Source organism: Alkalihalobacterium elongatum (assembly GCF_019024285.1).
In the GTDB taxonomy this organism is placed as follows: domain Bacteria; phylum Bacillota; class Bacilli; order Bacillales; family Bacillaceae_F; genus Alkalihalobacterium; species Alkalihalobacterium elongatum.
This window is the reverse complement of record NZ_WMKZ01000001.1, coordinates 404,325-421,475: the sequence shown is the minus strand read 5'-3', so window position 1 is coordinate 421,475 and position 17,151 is coordinate 404,325. Positions and strand designations below refer to the sequence as shown.

Sequence of the window (17,151 nt, the reverse complement as noted above, 5' to 3'; positions counted from 1 at the left end):
TGTTTAGTGTGTGTGTATGTGGACTTCTAAGATCCGAGTTAAACTTTTATTTATTATGCAACGGTGGCATTTCACCTAATAGCATTTGTCTTTTCTAATAATACATTCACTTATATTCAATTCATTAAACTTAGGTCCTCGAGAAATTGAAGGGAAAGTAATGTGAAGTTAAGAAACTGCTCGAAGTCATTAATTTGATCTTCATTGATCTTGCGCCCGAAACTGATCGTAATATTATCTTCTAGGAGCTGGTTTTTCCCATAAGTAAATGAAATGTTCTGTGAGATAATTGGGCGGTTATGCCATATGTACATGAGTTTTTTCTCAATCTCACGGCACTCCTTTGTTACGTCATGGATTGTTGTAATTAAACGAACTTCGAGGACCGATCCAGCTGCTTTTTCATTACCTTCGATTTTTTCTGTTGCAAAATCTTGAAGGGTTGAAAGAAGCCGAACTTCAGCGATTGGATAGGTGCTTTTTGCTGTTGCCGTTTTAAATTGCATTGTAAATTCTCTAGACATTTTTGCCATATCCATCATGTCTGACCGATCTATTACGTGAATTTCGTTAGCAAAGTCAAGGTCATATATAGCACCTTCTAGTACAACTTTTAAGTTTTCATAAATGGTCGGGTCGAACAATTGGACCACTCCTTAGGAATAGATTACTATTAGTTTAGCAAATTCTTGTGTTAGAGGAAAAATATGTTGAAGAGGTAATGTTATGAATACAACTGGACTAGTTTTAGAAGGTGGAGGAATGCGAGGGCTTTATACGGCTGGGGTTCTAGAATATTTCTTAGAACAAAAGCTGTTTTTTCCATATGTAATTGGTGTTTCCGCAGGCGCTTGTATGGGTGCTTCTTATTTATCGAGGCAAAAGGGACGAAATAAAGAAGTGAATGTCGGACTTGCGAGTGACCATCGCTTTATTTCATTTAGGAACCTACTTTTAAAAAGACAACTTTTTGGTATGGATTTTCTTTTTGATGAAATACCAAACAAAATCATTCCCTTTGATTATGAAACGTTTAAAAAAGGTGAAGAACAGTTTGTCATAGGCACAACAGATTGCCATACTGGTCAGCCAATCTATTATAACAAGCAAGAGCATGGTGATGATATTTTAACGATCATTCGAGCTTCGAGTTCATTGCCTTTTGTCGCTCCAACTGTAGCGTATAATGGGAGAACTTTGTTGGACGGAGGACTGATTGATCCTATTCCTATTGGGAAGGCACACCAGGATGGTTTTAGGAAGAACGTTGTTATTATGACGAAAGCAGAGGATTTCAGGAGAAAACCTAGTAAAGCAGCAAGGTTAGCTAAGTTTTTTTATCGACAATATCCTGAAATTGGTGAACTGCTAGAAAGGCGTCATCTCGTTTATAACAATACATTAGCCGAATTAGAGGAAAAGGAAAGTTCTGGTTATGCTTTTGTAATCAAGCCTAGCTTAGAAATTCCAGTAAGTCGTATAGAACGTAAGCAAAATCGCCTCTTAGCCTTGTATGAACTTGGTTATGCAGATGCAAAAAAACAATATAAGCAACTATTAGCATGGTTAGGTTAATAAATGGAACTAATGAATGGGATAAAGTACCACGAACAAAAAATGGAATGAAAGGAATAATAAAAGGGATATCTCAAGAAGGGAAGTGTTTCTCATGTCATTAGAGTGGTTTGATCGAGTTTGTGGAGAATTACAGGACTATATGGAGTCCATTTGCGAGGAATATGATGAGATGGGGCATATTACTGTAGATCGAGCTGCTAAACACCCAAGGATTGAATGTTTTGTTGAAATGGAAGACAATGAACGAGAGTTTTTTTGCACGTTATTTTTTGACCCTCATAACGAAGAATTTTACATGGAAGAGTTTGATATAGAAGCTGAACAAACATCGCGGACATTACTTCCCGATATTGAGGACATCATTGAAGCGGTTCATGAAACGTTCCATGATTTTTTAGATGAATTTGAACTAGTAGAAGAAATTGTTGAGGAAGATGATGAAGATGATGAAGATGCGATTCTTCTTGAAGATGATGCCGAATTAATGGACGACTTAGAGGATCATGATGACGAAGATTATGAGGAGATTGTAGTCGATGTTGAATGGACAACTCCGGAGGTAATGGCATATACGTATATGGATGAAGTTGAAGTTTCGTACCAATTCGGTGTAATTCATGATACAGGAGATGGAATCCTTCGCCGAGTTAACCGTATTAAAACAGAAGACAATGAATTGTTAGAAGATGAGAGTAACTTTATCTTCAGTAAAGAGGAAGCTGGGACCATAATCGAACTAATTGAAAGTAACATGGAAGCCATGGACGGTTTTGATTCGTAACTCACTTTACATAGCACCTTCTCGAGAATAAAAACAAGAGAAGGTGTTTTTTTTGAGGGCAGACATATCTATTTTAAAGGGGGGTGATCAGTAATGGATAAGAAGATTGTGGATTTAGTTAGTACAGAAATGAAGGGAAAAATCGATGAGGAAATTGTTAACATGACCTTTACCAAAAATTTTCGTTCCGCTACTGCTGAAGAGTGGTATATCTTTTTAAAGAATTATAAGGATCCGAAGACTGGTGGTGCAGCAGGAAAAGCGATCATCCACTATGACCTGCAAGGCAACCGTGATATATTTATAAATACAACGATTATTATGGATGATCCAATGCTTTATAAAAATGAATGGCAACCACTTTTATATGCCATTTGTGATGAGTTAATTAATCGTCTTGTTGGATATGCAAATACGTTGTTAGCTGTTCATGCGGGCGAAAACTCATATGAAGCCGAATATGTAAGATAGAAACTTTAGGTTAAAGGTGAGGAAAACATGACGATGGAAGACAAACTAAAACAAACAGAAACTTACGTACATAATGAATTAAGTGGTGAAGCTAGTGGCCATGATTGGTGGCATATTTACCGTGTCACAAAGCTAGCAAAGAAAATTGCAAATGTAGAAGGAGCAGATGCATTCATTTGTGAAATGGCAGCACTTCTTCATGACATTGCTGATGAAAAGTTTAATGAGAGTGAAGAAGCAGGCTTGAAAAAAGTTGAAAAGTGGCTAAATGACATTGAAGTAGAACAAGAGTCAACACAACATATACTACAGATTATTGCCTCAATGTCATTTAAGGGTGGTGGACAGCCTAGGATGAAAACATTAGAGGGTATGGTTGTTCAAGATGCAGACCGTCTCGATGCACTCGGAGCAATTGGTATTGCAAGGACGTTTGCTTTTGGAGGTGCAAAAGGAAATATTATTTATGACCCAGCTATTAAATCGAGAGAGGGAATGAGTAAAGAAGAATATCAAAAGCGAGACAATACCGCTATTAATCATTTCTATGAGAAGCTGTTAAAATTAAAAAATTTAATGAATACTGCCTACGGAAAACAACTAGCCGAAGGACGGCATCAACAAATGGAGCAGTTTCTTGAGCAATTTTACAAAGAGTGGGAGGGTGAGCGTTAATTTTGACGCTCACGCTGCTCTAAGTACTCAATTAATAGGTGATAAATGGCTAATAATTCGTATGCGATAGCCGTGCTTTTTGATAAAAGTTCCTTGTCCTCTCGATGATCATAAATAAGAGAGTAGAGTTTTGTTCTTACGTTTTCCTCTACTTCCGAATCAATTGATTTCTTCTCATATGCTTTTTTTATTTGTTCCCACGATGTTTGTAAAATGGCCTTATCTTCTTTAGGTAGTAATTGTTGCTCTGAGGTAGATAAAATATCTCCTATGTGGAAAGAGACTTTATGTAGTAAATCAATTTGTCGTTCTAAATCATACAGCTGCTTCGTGTTTGAAACATCTTTCTTACGATATCTTAAATCTTCCCTTTGAAAACGAATCGTTTCATTTGACCGTTCAATCCCTTTACTTAAATGTTCAAACCGCAGCTTTAATACTTGACGACTTCGTTTGCCCATTAATTGATACTCGAGAATATCTTCAATAAGTTCAATCGTTTCACCAAAGAGGGCATAACAGTCATTGTGTATTTCTTTCATAAAATTAGGCGGCCAGATTATAAGGTTAACAAGTGTCGAGACGACAATACCTATTGTCGTCGTAGCGATTCGTATTAAAAATGCTAAGAAAAAGTTTTCCGAAGTCATCGGAATCATGGCAATTGCTGTTAAGGTTGCAACTAAAATCGCATCATCCCAGCGCAAGCGATGACAAATATAAATAGTAAAAAAAGCAGATAAGGCAAATGTAATAGGTACTTGTCCAAATAAAAAGTCAAATGACATTGCAATAGCAGCACCAATAGCAGCGGCTGGTAGTCGAATTTTCCCTTTTTGAATGGAAGCATGAACAGTCGGTTCAACGGTTACAATGGCTGCAATAACAGCAAACACTACAGGCCAATTTAGCCATTGACAAATTAACGCTGTAATAAATACCGCAAGTCCTGTTTTCAATAACCGTTTTCCGAGAAAAGATTGAATCCAACTATTCATAGCTCTACTCCAAAAGTATGTCTTTACTATATTGTAAAAGGTTTTTTTACTTTTTAGTAGTAGAAATCCACTGTTTTATGATTTGTATTTCTTTTTCGTGTATGTTTGGGTCATCATTAGGTGTTTCAAGAATAACTGGAATATCTTTCATGAAAGCTCTCTCTAAGAAGGTAAGCCATTGTTCCTTAGATATATGTCCGCTTATAATATTGGCGTGGCGGTCTTTTCTAGCACCAAATGGATACTTGGAATTGTTAAAATGAATGGCTTTTAAGTGAGTAAAATACTCAAGTTCTAAACCTTTCGCTTCAAGTTCACCCCAGTTATCACCATCCCAAATTCCACTGGCGTAGGCATGGCATGTGTCAAAACAGAAGCCAATTTTTTCAGGGTAGTCAGAAAGCTTTCGAACTTGCACCATTTCTTCAAATGTAATCCCCATATCGGTCCCTGCACCTGCATTATTCTCAATGAGAAGAAGTGTGTTACCGTCCCAATCCATCAAAATCCGATCCAACATTTCAATCATTTTTTGATAGCCTTCTATTATTTCTAATTTCTTTGTTGTTCCAAAATGAACAACGATTCCGATCGAACCACATGCTTCGGCTATTTCTAAATCATTTTTAATAGAAGCAATAATTAGTTCTTCATCATTTATATCTTCAGGAATGAGTTTTGTAGGGTAGGGAGTGTGAGCGATAGTTTTGATATCATGTTCTTTACAAAACGATGCACACTGCCTGGCATCTTCTCTATCAAAATCTTTAACTTTCAAACTCCGTGGGTTTTTTGGAAAGTATTGAAAAGCTGAAGCGCCAATACGATGAGCGGTTTTAGCGGCTTCATAATACCCATTTCGAATACTAATATGATTACCAACATACATGTACCTCACCTGCTTAACGTTGACATTTTGGACAGAAAAATGTTTTTCTTGAAGAAACTTGCTCTAATATGATCGTTCCATTACATCTAGGACAAGGTTGTCCTTCTCTATCATAGACCAGTGTTTGGTATTTACCTGTTAATTGATCCTCCTTTGTAAATGGGGAATCCATATACCCACCCTGTTGAATACCTGAATGAAAAATAGTCATCATAGCATCATACAGTGCTTTTATCTGTTGTTCTGATAGGTCATTAAACTTGTTTTTAGGGTTTAACTGAGCTTGAAAACAAATTTCGTCTGAGTAACAGTTACCGATGCCAGCAATAAATGATTGATTCACTAATGTCGTTTTAAGCATTCCTTTTCTTTTTTGAACTAAATCTAGAAAAGATTCATAAGTGAAGATTGGGTCTAATGGCTCTGGACCGAGTTCCTTAAATTCTTCTTGCAGTTGCTGTTCATTTAAAAGATGTAAATAACCGAGTCGAAGTCCAATAAAAAATAGTTGATTCGTACCAAATGAAAGGGTTACTTGTTTTGTTCGGTCTGGTTGGTCATGTTCATCTCCATAATACATCCATCCACCTAACATGAGATGAAGCAGTAAATTCATTCCTGAATCCAGTTCAAAAATTAAATGTTTAGCACGACGTGAAACCTTTGTAACCCTTTTATTAATTACACTTTGTCTAAACAGTTCAACGTTTGTATTAATCGTTTTTTCACGAGTTACTGTAACATTTGATATGATTTTTCCGTTGATTTTTTGATTGAGTAGATTTTTATAGTTTTCCATTTCGGGTAATTCAGGCATAAAAAAGCTCCTTTAAATGAATTACCTATAGTATGGGAAACCGTGCCACGTTTTATTATTGGACAATGAAAATGGTGCATGATAGAGGAAAGCTAGGAGAATAATTGAAAATTAAAGGCTTTGGATGAATGAGTGTTGGTTTATTAGCTGCTTGACAAAATGTTGTTTAACAGATAGCTATTATTGTTACTTTTTATTTGATTTACTTATTTTATTACCACTAGCAAATTCATAGGAAGCTTCAAATTCGGTCTCAGTAGCTTTTACACTGTAGACTTGGTAATTTTTTCTGCGATGGCCAACATCATTGTTTTTATGTTGTTGTTTTTCTTTCATAGTTCCCTCATCATGAGTGGCTTCTTTTAATTATCATGCCGCTTTTTCATTTTTATATATGGATAATGATAAAAAAAGCATTCGCAGGAATAAACCTGGAATGCTTTCTTGTTTATCGTGATCCTTTTTCATATGGTTTACCAATTGCTTTTGGCGCATCAGCTCTTCCAACAAGTCCTGCAAGAGCTAAAATCGTTAAAACATATGGGGCAATAAGTAAGAAAACTTGTGGTATATCTTGTAGAAAAGGTATCTGTTGTCCGACAATACTTAACGATTGAGCGAGTCCAAAGAATAGAGCAGCGCCCAAAGCTCCAAGTGGATGCCATTTCCCGAAGATTAAAGCAGCTAATGCCATAAATCCTTGTCCAGCGATTGTTCCAGCAGCAAAGTTTCCTGAGATAGTTAAAGCATAAACCGCACCACCCATAGCTGCAAAAGCACCACTTAGCATAACACCTACATAACGCATTTTTATCACGTTAATACCCATTGTATCAGCAGCCATCGGGTGTTCACCAACAGAACGTAAGCGTAGTCCAAATGGTGTATAGAAGACCACATACCAGACAGCAAAAGCTACACCGATAGCAATATAAGACGTTACATACGCATTGGAGAAAAATAATCTCCCAATTATGGGTATATCACTTAATACAGGTACATTAATACGATAAATTAAATTTTGAACGAAATCAGTTTGTCCTTTTTGATAAATATTTTTTACTAAAAATACCGCCAAACCAAGTGCTAAAAAGTTAAGGGCAACACCACTTACAATTTGGTCAGCTTTCAAGGTAATCGAGGCAACAGCGTGAAATAATGAGAAAATCATCCCCGCCAAAATCGCAAATAGAAAGGCAATCCAAGGTGATGCGCCACCAAGCCCCATACTTTCTAGTGTTAGTGTGGCAACTATGCCGACAAAGGCACCAATTACCATTAATCCTTCAAGTCCAATATTAACGACACCAGACCGTTCACTGAATAAACCGCCGATTGCTGTAAAAATAAGAGGGGCAGCTGAAAATATAGCAGCAGGGATAATTAAACCTAATATTTGTAGAAAGTCCATTTAAATACCCTCCTTTTTCAATCGGCTAATAATCCAACGAACCAAGTAACTGGATGCTACGAAAAAAATAATTAATGCTATGACAATATCAACTAATTCAGTTGGGATGCCAGCTTGGGATTGCATGTTTAGCGCTCCTATTTTTAAACCCCCAAATAAACCAGCGGCGAGAACAACACCAATGGCAGTATTTGCGCCAAGAAGGGCAACTGCGATACCATCAAAGCCAACGCCAGTAAAACCAGCCATTACGGTCATATATTGATAAGTACCTAAACCTTCCATAGCCCCACCAACACCAGCAAAACCACCTGAAATCACCATTGATAATACGATATTCGTTTTTACATTCATTCCTGCATATTCGGAGGCGTGTTGGTTAAATCCAACAGAGCGTAGTTCAAAGCCTTTTGCCGTCTTCCACAGTACAAACCAGAGAACGAAACAAGCCGTAATTGCGACAAGAAAGCCGTAGTGTAACCTCGAAAAATCAGTAATTGACTGTAAAAATGGTGACGCAAGCGATGCAGAGGGATTAATAGTTCCTGTACGCTCACCAGGCTCTAATAAGAAAGTCCTAATGATGTAATTGACAACATATAATGCGATATAATTCATCATGATCGTCACAATAACTTCATGAACATGAAAACGCGCTTTTAAAAGTCCAGGAATTAACCCCCAGATGGCACCTGCAAGAGCACCTGCTCCAATAGCGAGTGGAAGGTGAATGATTGCTGGTAAGTTGAATGCTAGTCCTACATAGACGGAAGCTAACCAGCCGACGATTAATTGACCTTCGACACCGATGTTAAACAGACCTGTACGAAAAGCAAAGGCAACAGCTAAACCAGCTAAGATGAGTGGTGTCATCGTACGAAGCGTTTCACCGATAAAGTACATGTCTCCAAAAATTCCCCTGACTAACGCTGAGTAGCCAGTAATTGGATTATTGCCACTAAGTAACATAATGATTGCGCCGATAAAAATACCAAAGAAGACAGCAATAAGAGGAAAGAGAATATGAGATAACTTTGAATCTAGAGCTTTCTTCACGATGGATCACCTGCCTTTTTCGAAGAGCCCCCAGCCATCAGAAGACCAAGTTCATTTTCATTTGTTTCGTCAGCATTAACGATGGCTACAATTTTTCCTTCATAGATAACGGCAATGCGGTCACTAACATTCAAGACTTCATCAAGTTCTAAGGAAACGAGTAACACAGCTTTTCCTTTATCTCTTTCTTTAATCAAACGACGATGTATAGTCTCAATGGCGCCGACATCTAATCCACGAGTAGGTTGAGCAGCAATGAGTAGATCCGGAGAGCGATCGACCTCACGAGCAATAATTGCTTTTTGTTGATTACCCCCAGATAAAGCACGGGCAAGTGTATGTTCACTCGGAGTTCGAACATCATAATCTGTAATTAATTCGTTTGCTTTTTTATAAATTTCTTTAAAATTAAGAACCCCAGACTTCGAATACGGTTGTTGATAATATGTTTGAAGAACAATATTCTCACCAACCGTAAAATCAAGAACAAGTCCGTGTTTATGGCGGTCTTGTGGGATATGTCCAACTCCTGATTCTGTTACTTTACGAGGGGGTAAATTCGTAATATCTTGACCATTCAAAGTGATTTTTCCATTGATAGGTTTTTTCAGGCCCGTAATCGCCTCAATTAATTCCGATTGTCCGTTGCCATCGACTCCTGCAATTCCAAGAATTTCACCAGCTCTTACCTCTAAATTCAACTCATTCACTGCATTAACTTCTCGTGCGTCTTTAACGACTAATTGTTCAATGTTAAGTACAGTTTGTTTTGGTTGAGCAGGCTCTTTCTCAACTGAAAAGTTAACTTCACGACCGACCATCATCGCTGCTAAGCTGTCAGGTGTAGATTCGGATACGTTTACGGTGCCTATACCTTTTCCACGGCGAATAACTGTACATCGATCACATACTTCCATAATTTCTTTAAGCTTGTGAGTAATTAAAATGATTGATTTTCCCTCTGAAACTAATTTTTTCATAATTTGAATTAGCTCCTTAATTTCTTGGGGAGTAAGTGCTGCTGTTGGCTCATCAAAAATTAAAATTTCTGCTCCTCGATATAAAGTCTTTAAAATTTCTACACGTTGTTGCATTCCAACCGAGATATTTTCGATCTTTGCATGAGGATCTACAGATAATCCGTATTGTTTGGAAATCGTTTCAACATCTTTTGCCGCTTTTTTTATATTAATTTTACCTTTTGATGTAGGTTCTTTTCCTAAAATAATATTTTCAGTTACAGTGAATTTCTCGACCAACATAAAGTGTTGGTGTACCATTCCTATCCCAAGATGATTAGCTACGTTAGGGTCTGTAATTTTAACAGGTTGTCCTTTTACAAGGATTTCACCTTTTTCTGGCTGATATAGTCCAAACAAAACATTCATAAGTGTTGATTTTCCAGCTCCATTTTCACCAAGTAAAGCATGGATTTCACCTTGTTTTAACTGAAGCGTTACATTATCATTCGCGACAATGCCTGGAAATTCTTTACGAATGTTCTTCATTTCAATAACATAACTCAAATGTCACACCTCATATCTATGTAAGATTAACGAAAATAAATAGGCGGCCTCAAGGAGTAGTCAAGCCCTTTAACCCCAGAGAGTGCACGATGTTCGGGATGCAAGTTGCCAGACACAATTGAGACCGCCTACCATTTAACGATGATTATAGATTTTTCAGGAATTCCTCGAACGCTTCATCTGTTTGTGGTACTTCAATTTCTCCAGATTGAATTTTTTGGATGTAATCTTCAACAGCAGCTAATGCATCTTCAGAAACATTTTCTTCTGTAGGAGCGATACCAACTGCTTCTTCCTCTAGTCCAAATTCTAGCACTTCACCACCAGGGAATTGGCCATTCATTGTTTGTTCATTTACAAGATATAAAGCCGTATCTACACGTTTAATCATTGAAGTTAATGTAACGTTTTCAGGAAGTCCTTCTTCATGTTGGTCACGGTCTACACCGATGGCCCAAACGTTTTCATTGTTACGCTTACGGTTTTTTGCTTCAGTAAATAATCCATTTCCAGTACCACCTGCAGCATGATAAATGATATCAGCACCTTGGCTGTACATTGCGTTAGCGATTTGCTGACCTTTGGATGCGTCATTAAAATCTTCAGCGTATTGAACAATAATTTCAGCATCAGGATTTACCGACTTCACACCAGCTTTAAATCCATTTTCAAACTTTTTAATAAGTGCTCCGTCGACACCACCAAGGAAGCCTACTTTATCTGAGTCTGTATGCATACCAGCAATAACCCCAACTAAAAATGACCCTTGATGCTCTTTAAAAGTAATGTTTGCAACATTAGGAATTAGTTGATCATCATCATCTGTAACAACCATATCAACAATTGCAAGCTGTGCTTCAGGACGCTGTGTTGCTACAGCTTTAATGTCACTCGCCATTAGAAATCCGATACCCCATACAAGGTCGTAGTCTTCACGGATTAATGAGTTTAAGTTAGGACCATAATCTGCTGCAGCAGTTGACTGTAAGTATTTATAATCTGTTCCTTCAGTTAGACCAAAGTCATTACCGAATTGTGTCATTCCTTCCCAAGCGGATTGGTTAAAAGACTTATCGTCAATTCCACCTGTATCCGTTACCATCGCAACTGTAAAGTCTTCAGCAACATCCTCTGTAGGTGCACCAGCTTGTCCATCTGTTTCAGGAGCAGTTTCTGCCTCGTCTCCACCTGTCCCACAAGCACCTAAAATCGTCCCGCCTGCTAGGATGATGGATAACAATAGTGAATTACTTTTTCTCATTGTTTAACCCCCTAAAATATAAAGATAATGAAGCGAAAATCATCTGGAAAAGCCTGACTGTTTATTTAGTGAATAACTGACTTTGTTTTAGTTGTTTTCTTAGGTTGTGCAACTTTTTGGAAAGTATGAAGAAACTTTATACAATTTCCATTCATAAAATTATTAAGATTAAATGAAACATGATATGTGGCCAGATTACAGCAAAAAAAGCAGTTAAATATTTATTAATTAAAATATACACTCATTAACAAAATATTTATCGAGTAACTATTGTAAAATAAAAGGTGTTGAGCTTTACTTGAGAGAAGGAGATGAGGCGATGAGATGGCAAAAGGACTTATTAATTATTCTTTCTAAACGTGAGGACAAAAAAATAGCACTAGCAGTTGATACTTCTACGACTGATTATCCAACTGAGACAATTTCAAATATTGTAAAGCTTTTTCAGGAACTAAAACCTGAAACACACCTCGTTTTGGCAGATTATAAAATACGTGAAATTACATCAACTGATAAAAGTGATATTCAGTATTTCACTCATGGCAAATCCTCTTACACTGAGGTGCTGGAATGGGCAAATGAAAATGAGGTCGAAACGTTATTTTACATAACCGATGTCACTGGTTATGTTCTCGAAGATATGGAGATCAACTATGAGCTTTTTTGGATCATTCCTGGAGGCTTCTCACCGAAAGTACCTTTTGGAAAGAAATTATTAATTAAGTAAGCCTTGAGTTTGTAAAAAGACTGTTAGTAAATAGAATGGATGAGCCCCCAGAAATGGTGGGCTTTTTTTAATTGAACTTAAGTACATAAAAGGTTTATACAAAGAAAATACTAGAAAAATAACGGTTTGGAATAGGTGGATTTATGGTAACAATCGCTTTTTTTGTCGTTTTATTCGGAATGGTTTCTCTGATGACAATCTTAAATTTTTTTGTATATGGTCACCTTTCATTAATGGAAAGCATTCTATTTTTAATTTGGTTTGAAATGGGGTCAAGGAGAACGATTGTCGTCTCTGCAGCTGTTATTGGTTTAATAGCAGCAATCTATCAGGACATACAAGGGAAGAAGAGTAAAAATCAACAGGAACAAGAGAGGCTGTAATGAAAGAAAGAATATCACTTTGGCAATTATTTATTATTTTAAATATTTTTTTAGTAGGGAGCGCTGTTGTTGTAGGTGCGGGTGAAGAGGCTAAACAAGATTATTGGTTGGCTGAACTTATTGCATTGTCACTTGGAGTTATTATTGTAATTGGGTATTTTATACTATTAAGTCGAATTCCAGGAAAGAATATCTTTGAACTAATTGAGGCAGGATTTGGCAAAGTAGTTGGAAAAGCCATTATATTTTTTTATATCATTTATTTCCTTTATATTGCGGCTAGGGTATTAAGAGATTTTGGAGAGTTGATTTTAACAACTATTCTCCCATTAACGCCTGTTGAGGTTGTCCCATTAGTTATGTGCTTATTATTAGCGTATGCGCTCTATCTGGGTATTGAAGTGTTTGCAAGAATGACTGAAGTTATCGGCCCATTTATTGTACTTTCATTACTTTTAGTTGGAGTTTTCTTGTTTATTGGTGGGGATCTTGAATTCAATCGACTTCTACCTGTTTTAGAAGATGGATTGGGACCTGTTTTAGACGCAGTTTTTCCAACAATGGTTACGTTTCCTTATGGCGAACTTATTGTATGTACAATATTGATGACACAAACCAATCATTTTCATTATGTCAGAAAAGTTGGAGTAATAGCCGTCATTTTAAGTGGCTTGTTAATTGCCTATTCCAATGTCATTCAAATTACCACGTTAGGAGTCGATATTAAAGTTCGGTCTAGTTTTCCACTTTTAGTCGCAGCTAGGGAAATAGAAGTGTTTGATTTTTTCGAACGAGTTGATATCCTCATTGTCTTTACTTTAATGTTTGGAATTATGATTAAGGCAGGTATTTTTTTGTATGGAGGATTAAAAGGCCTAGAACATTTATTTAAAATTCCTTATAGAGCTTTTTTATTTCCTACCTCAATGCTGCTAGCATTCTTCTCGGTAATAATCGCGGAAAATATTGTTGAGCATTACGAAGAAGGTTTAGCACTTGTACCATATTTTCTTCATTTGCCTTTTCAATTCGGAATTCCGATTTTACTTGGTCTAATTCTGCTTATTAAACAGCGGAAGAGTCAGTCTAGTACAGGAGGTCTAGACGTATGAGTATATTTAGAAAAAGAATAAAGAGTAGAGTAAAAACAAGGTCTAAAAGCGACGTTCGTACTCCCGCTGAACTTTTAGAAACAGGGCAATCGCAAACGACCATCTCTAGATATTTAAAGCTAAACAAAAAACAAGTTCAAAGTGTATTTGAAGGAAATTTTGATTTTCTAATGGAAGAGATGAAAATCGGACAACAAGCTGCCGTTATCGTTTATTTAAAAACCATGGTTGATCTCAATATGGTTGCCAAACAAATCACGGATACTTTAGCTGAATTAGAAGATGAAATGTTGCTTGAGACGAGAGAACAATTAAGTCATCTTTATAAAAAATATTTTTCAAGTCATGAATGTTTTTTAATTGAGCATGAACATGAAGTGGTGTGGTATGTGCTGTTAGGGTATGCTGTGATCTTTTTAGAAGGCCTATCTTACGCTCTGGCTATTAATGTAGTGACTACTCAGGAACGGGATATTTCGATTTCGGAAACACAGACGATTGTTCGCGGTCCGCAGCATAGTTTTACAGAGTCAATTAATACAAACGTAAGCTTAATTCGGCGGACCGTTAAAAACCCCTCGCTTAAGTTTGAAAGTTTTACAGTTGGGACTGAAACTAAGACTACAGTCTATTTGGGATATATTAAGAATATCGCTAATACAGATCTTGTAAATGAAGCGCGGCGTAGAGTTTCAGAAGCTAACATTAATGCCATATACGATTCTGGGAATTTGGAAGAGATCATTAGTGATACAACACTCACACCATTTCCATTAACGTATCATACTGATCGTCCCGATACGATCTCATCTCATTTAATGGATGGGAAGTTCGTTTTACTAGTAGATGGGAGTCCATATGTCGTTAGTGCGCCTGTTGTATTTGTAGATTTTTTCCAAGTGAGTGAAGATTACTATCAGAAGTATATGATGACATCTTTTATACGTTTAATAAGATACATATCTTTTTTCTTAGCTTTATGTTTACCTGCTATCTATATAGCTCTTACAACCTTTCATCATGGACTCATTCCGACAGATTTATTAATAAGTATTCAAGCGCAGCGTGAAGGAGTTCCATTTCCAGCTGTGTTAGAGTTATTGTTGATGGAAATTACGTTTGAGATACTAAGGGAAGCTGGGGTTCGGATGCCTAGAGTAGTCGGACAAACGGTATCCATTGTCGGGGCGCTTGTTATTGGACAAGCAGCTGTTGAAGCAGGTGTTGTATCTAACTTCTTAGTTATTATCGTCGCCTTAACAGCGATGGCAGGATTCGTATCTCCGATCTATAGTTTTGCCAATTCTGTTCGTTTATTGAGGTTTGGACTTATTTTTATCACGGCAGCGCTAGGGATGTTTGGTACGCTAGTCGGCCTCTTAGCCATTCTACTACATTTAATTAGTTTACGTTCATTTGGTGTACCTTACTTTGCTCCGTTAGGTCCGTTTATCATCGAGGACCAAAAAGATGTTTTCGTACGACTTCCTTTTCAGAAGACAAACCTCCGACCAACATACTTGAAGACAAAAATTGTAAGTAAGTCGTCTAGTAAAGAAAGCGGGGGATAGAATGGGGCGCTCCAATAATTATATAATGCTTATCTGTCTTTCATTTATAATTATAGTAACGGGTTGTTGGGACCGAAATGAGTTAAATGATATTTCAGTTGTAAGTGGGATGGCCCTACATAAAGGGACCGAAGAGAGGTTGCGCTTATCAGTGGAGGCCATTAATGCTAAGCAAATCTATGAAGGGGAAAGTGAAGGTGGAGCACCAGCGATCGTATACGGAATAGAAGGAAATACAATCGCAGAGTTAGTGGATAAAATGAATGTAGGTTATACAAGAAGACCGATCTTTTCTCACATTCAAACGGTAGTCATTGATGAAGAATTGGCAAGAGAAGGTGTAGGTGAATTCTTTCAATACTTAGAACGAAATGCTGAATTTCGAAATGATTTTAAAATAATTATTGCCCATGGAGTTAAAGCTGAAGATATGATTAGTACTACATATCCCATTCAAAAAGTTCCTTCACTAAAATTATCTATACAAATAGATACGATGGAAGAAGAGTGGGGCGGGGAACCAAAAGTTCGTTTAACGGACTTTATTCGTGCGATAACTACGAGTGGCAGGCATCCAGTAACTGCAGCAATGACAATCGATGGTGACCCTAATAAAGGACAAAATGTAGGACATATTCAGAATTTGCGACCAGAACCAATAGTCATAGTCGACGGTATAGCTGTATTTAATAATGACAAGTTAGTAGGCTATTTAAACAATGGAGACACGAGAAATTATTTATGGACGCAAGATGAAATTAAGTTTACGACGCTAAGTGTTCCGTGTAGTGAAAATAAATTTATAGGTATAAGAGTAAAAAATTCGTCTACAAAGATAAAAACTTCGTACACAGATAATAAGCCCAAAATTACGGTTGACATTTTACTGGAAGCAGTGTTGCAGTCCTCGCAATGTGCAGATGACTTAACGTCAATTGAAACGTATAGAAAGTATCAAGAATTTATTGATAATTATATTGAAGAGGAGATAAAGGGTACTGTCCAAAAGGTTCAGCAAACCTATGGTATAGATATATTTGGTTTTGGAAATACGTTTCACCGGCAACATCCTAGAAAGTTTAAAGAGATAAAAGCTAATTGGGATGATGAATTTACCAAGGCAGAAATCGATGTCGTAACAAGTGTTTACATCCGACGTGCAGGTATCCGAACTGATGGATTTTTAGATAAGGTGGATAATTAAAAAATAAGATTAGCTGAGGTGGAGCATCTTTACTCTACCTCAAAATTAGTGTTGACAGAAGGGGATAAATAATTATATAATTTATCTTGAATTCGAGATAATAAATAAGGATTTGGTTCATGTGGCAAAAGAGATAAAATTACAAAACGAAGAACTTGCATTAAAATCATTTATCGTATTATCCCGTGCGCACCGTGCCGTTGCTGATCGCGTAGAGGAAGATATTCGTCGCTACGGATTAAACCCCACAGAGTTCGCTGTATTAGAACTACTATTTCATAAAGGGGATCAAGCGATTCAGCAAATAGGTAAAAGGGTATTATTAGCTAGTGGTAGTATTACGTATGTTGTAGATAAATTAGAAAAGAAAAGCTTAATAGTTCGGAAATCATGTCCAAAGGATCGTCGGGTTACGTATGCGGCAATCACCGAGCAAGGCATGGAACTAATGAGAAAAATATTTCCGAGTCATAAGAAAGCAATTGAGAATATTTTCTCCAGTCTAGACCAAGGGGAACGAGAAACATTAATTAATTTATTAAAGAAATTAGGGACGAACGCTTAAAGCGCTCTAATTTCTTTATATAATATCTCGAATTCGAGAATAATTAAATAAAGGTAGTTTTAATAAAATGATTAAAGGGTATCAAAAACATAATTAACTATTGTTCAAGATAACCCCCTTAGTTTT

The 17,151-nt window shown here is 36.9% G+C and carries 19 protein-coding genes; 10 read left to right on the top strand and 9 right to left on the bottom strand.

Annotation, left to right across the window (positions count from 1 at the left end; genetic code table 11):
- Nucleotides 1-116: 116 nt before the first annotated feature.
- Nucleotides 117-644: a hypothetical protein gene (locus tag GKP30_RS02190; RefSeq protein WP_216827743.1), complete on the bottom strand. Its 528-nt coding sequence runs from the start codon at nt 642-644 to the stop codon at nt 117-119.
- 82 nt (nt 645-726) lie between these two features.
- On the opposite strand from GKP30_RS02190, the gene GKP30_RS02185 reads away from it, so the two are divergent.
- The 4 genes from GKP30_RS02185 to GKP30_RS02170 all read left to right on the top strand — a co-directional run bounded on the left by GKP30_RS02185 (nt 727) and on the right by GKP30_RS02170 (nt 3,505).
- Nucleotides 727-1,575 carry a patatin-like phospholipase family protein gene (locus GKP30_RS02185; protein WP_216827742.1) on the top strand — a complete coding sequence of 283 codons (849 nt, stop codon included), beginning with the start codon at nt 727-729 and terminating at the stop codon, nt 1,573-1,575.
- 94 nt (nt 1,576-1,669) lie between these two features.
- Nucleotides 1,670-2,359, top strand: coding sequence for a hypothetical protein (locus GKP30_RS02180; RefSeq protein ID WP_216827741.1), 690 nt, complete (start codon nt 1,670-1,672; stop codon nt 2,357-2,359).
- A 93-nt stretch (nt 2,360-2,452) separates the two neighbouring features.
- A complete protein-coding gene (locus GKP30_RS02175) occupies nt 2,453-2,830 on the top strand; it encodes a hypothetical protein (protein WP_216827740.1) in 378 nt (125 codons plus the stop codon).
- Nucleotides 2,831-2,857: 27 nt separating this feature from the next.
- Nucleotides 2,858-3,505, top strand: coding sequence for an HD domain-containing protein (locus tag GKP30_RS02170; RefSeq protein WP_216827739.1), 648 nt, complete (start codon nt 2,858-2,860; stop codon nt 3,503-3,505).
- On the opposite strand, the gene GKP30_RS02165 is transcribed toward GKP30_RS02170, so the two are convergent.
- The 8 genes from GKP30_RS02165 to GKP30_RS02130 form a co-directional block, all read right to left on the bottom strand.
- Nucleotides 3,502-4,503 carry an aromatic acid exporter family protein gene (locus GKP30_RS02165; protein WP_216827738.1) on the bottom strand — a complete coding sequence of 334 codons (1,002 nt, stop codon included), beginning with the start codon at nt 4,501-4,503 and terminating at the stop codon, nt 3,502-3,504. The two genes, GKP30_RS02170 and GKP30_RS02165, sit on opposite strands and share 4 nt — an antisense overlap.
- A 46-nt stretch (nt 4,504-4,549) precedes the next feature.
- Nucleotides 4,550-5,392 (bottom strand): deoxyribonuclease IV, encoded by an 843-nt coding sequence (locus GKP30_RS02160; RefSeq protein WP_216827737.1) that lies wholly within the window; start codon nt 5,390-5,392, stop codon nt 4,550-4,552.
- 13 nt (nt 5,393-5,405) lie between these two features.
- Entirely contained in the window at nt 5,406-6,209 is an 804-nt protein-coding gene (mutM, locus tag GKP30_RS02155; RefSeq protein WP_216827736.1) for a DNA-formamidopyrimidine glycosylase, read from the bottom strand.
- 186 nt (nt 6,210-6,395) lie between these two features.
- A complete protein-coding gene (locus tag GKP30_RS02150) occupies nt 6,396-6,545 on the bottom strand; it encodes a hypothetical protein (RefSeq protein WP_216827735.1) in 150 nt (49 codons plus the stop codon).
- 112 nt (nt 6,546-6,657) lie between these two features.
- On the bottom strand, nt 6,658-7,620 hold the full coding sequence (locus tag GKP30_RS02145; protein WP_216827734.1) for an ABC transporter permease: 963 nt from the start codon (nt 7,618-7,620) through the stop codon (nt 6,658-6,660).
- The gene (locus tag GKP30_RS02140) at nt 7,621-8,676 is read right to left on the bottom strand and encodes an ABC transporter permease (RefSeq protein WP_328703108.1); all 1,056 of its coding nucleotides are present in this window, start codon (nt 8,674-8,676) and stop codon (nt 7,621-7,623) included. It lies immediately after the preceding gene.
- Nucleotides 8,673-10,202 carry an ABC transporter ATP-binding protein gene (locus GKP30_RS02135; RefSeq protein ID WP_216827733.1) on the bottom strand — a complete coding sequence of 510 codons (1,530 nt, stop codon included), beginning with the start codon at nt 10,200-10,202 and terminating at the stop codon, nt 8,673-8,675. Before GKP30_RS02135 ends, GKP30_RS02140 begins: the two co-directional genes overlap by 4 nt.
- 145 nt (nt 10,203-10,347) lie before the next feature.
- Complete coding sequence (locus GKP30_RS02130) at nt 10,348-11,463, bottom strand: BMP family lipoprotein (RefSeq protein ID WP_216827732.1); 1,116 nt, start codon at nt 11,461-11,463, stop codon at nt 10,348-10,350.
- Nucleotides 11,464-11,782: 319 nt separating this feature from the next.
- Between GKP30_RS02130 and GKP30_RS02125 the strand changes: the two genes are divergently transcribed.
- The 6 genes from GKP30_RS02125 (at nt 11,783) to GKP30_RS02100 (ending at nt 17,025) form a co-directional block, all read left to right on the top strand.
- A complete protein-coding gene (locus GKP30_RS02125) occupies nt 11,783-12,190 on the top strand; it encodes a VWA-like domain-containing protein (protein WP_216827731.1) in 408 nt (135 codons plus the stop codon).
- Nucleotides 12,191-12,333: 143 nt separating this feature from the next.
- Nucleotides 12,334-12,573, top strand: a complete 240-nt coding sequence (locus GKP30_RS02120) for a hypothetical protein (protein WP_216827730.1) — start codon at nt 12,334-12,336, stop codon at nt 12,571-12,573.
- On the top strand, nt 12,573-13,685 hold the full coding sequence (locus tag GKP30_RS02115) for a GerAB/ArcD/ProY family transporter (RefSeq protein WP_216827729.1): 1,113 nt from the start codon (nt 12,573-12,575) through the stop codon (nt 13,683-13,685). Before GKP30_RS02120 ends, GKP30_RS02115 begins: the two co-directional genes overlap by 1 nt.
- The gene (locus GKP30_RS02110; RefSeq protein ID WP_216827728.1) at nt 13,682-15,256 is read left to right on the top strand and encodes a spore germination protein; all 1,575 of its coding nucleotides are present in this window, start codon (nt 13,682-13,684) and stop codon (nt 15,254-15,256) included. The genes GKP30_RS02115 and GKP30_RS02110 overlap by 4 nt, the downstream gene beginning before the upstream one ends.
- Before the next feature lies 1 nt (nt 15,257).
- Nucleotides 15,258-16,460, top strand: a complete 1,203-nt coding sequence (locus tag GKP30_RS02105) for a Ger(x)C family spore germination protein (protein ID WP_216827727.1) — start codon at nt 15,258-15,260, stop codon at nt 16,458-16,460.
- Between the two features lie 121 nt (nt 16,461-16,581).
- A complete protein-coding gene (locus GKP30_RS02100; RefSeq protein WP_328703107.1) occupies nt 16,582-17,025 on the top strand; it encodes a MarR family winged helix-turn-helix transcriptional regulator in 444 nt (147 codons plus the stop codon).
- Nucleotides 17,026-17,151: the final 126 nt, after the last annotated feature.

Bases quoted from the DNA above. Each gene is read 5' to 3' on its own strand.
- GKP30_RS02145 (WP_216827734.1), bottom strand. From the start codon at position 7,620: ATGGACTTTCTACAAATATTAGGTTTAATTATCCCTGCTGCTATATTT.
- GKP30_RS02165 (WP_216827738.1), bottom strand. From the start codon at position 4,503: ATGAATAGTTGGATTCAATCTTTTCTCGGAAAACGGTTATTGAAAACA.
- GKP30_RS02150 (WP_216827735.1), bottom strand. From the start codon at position 6,545: ATGAAAGAAAAACAACAACATAAAAACAATGATGTTGGCCATCGCAGA.
- GKP30_RS02125 (WP_216827731.1), top strand. From the start codon at position 11,783: ATGAGATGGCAAAAGGACTTATTAATTATTCTTTCTAAACGTGAGGAC.
- GKP30_RS02130 (WP_216827732.1), bottom strand. From the start codon at position 11,463: ATGAGAAAAAGTAATTCACTATTGTTATCCATCATCCTAGCAGGCGGG.
- GKP30_RS02160 (WP_216827737.1), bottom strand. From the start codon at position 5,392: ATGTATGTTGGTAATCATATTAGTATTCGAAATGGGTATTATGAAGCC.
- GKP30_RS02170 (WP_216827739.1), top strand. From the start codon at position 2,858: ATGACGATGGAAGACAAACTAAAACAAACAGAAACTTACGTACATAAT.
- mutM (WP_216827736.1), bottom strand. From the start codon at position 6,209: ATGCCTGAATTACCCGAAATGGAAAACTATAAAAATCTACTCAATCAA.
- GKP30_RS02185 (WP_216827742.1), top strand. From the start codon at position 727: ATGAATACAACTGGACTAGTTTTAGAAGGTGGAGGAATGCGAGGGCTT.
- GKP30_RS02120 (WP_216827730.1), top strand. From the start codon at position 12,334: ATGGTAACAATCGCTTTTTTTGTCGTTTTATTCGGAATGGTTTCTCTG.
- GKP30_RS02115 (WP_216827729.1), top strand. From the start codon at position 12,573: ATGAAAGAAAGAATATCACTTTGGCAATTATTTATTATTTTAAATATT.
- GKP30_RS02180 (WP_216827741.1), top strand. From the start codon at position 1,670: ATGTCATTAGAGTGGTTTGATCGAGTTTGTGGAGAATTACAGGACTAT.
- GKP30_RS02175 (WP_216827740.1), top strand. From the start codon at position 2,453: ATGGATAAGAAGATTGTGGATTTAGTTAGTACAGAAATGAAGGGAAAA.
- GKP30_RS02110 (WP_216827728.1), top strand. From the start codon at position 13,682: ATGAGTATATTTAGAAAAAGAATAAAGAGTAGAGTAAAAACAAGGTCT.
- GKP30_RS02105 (WP_216827727.1), top strand. From the start codon at position 15,258: ATGGGGCGCTCCAATAATTATATAATGCTTATCTGTCTTTCATTTATA.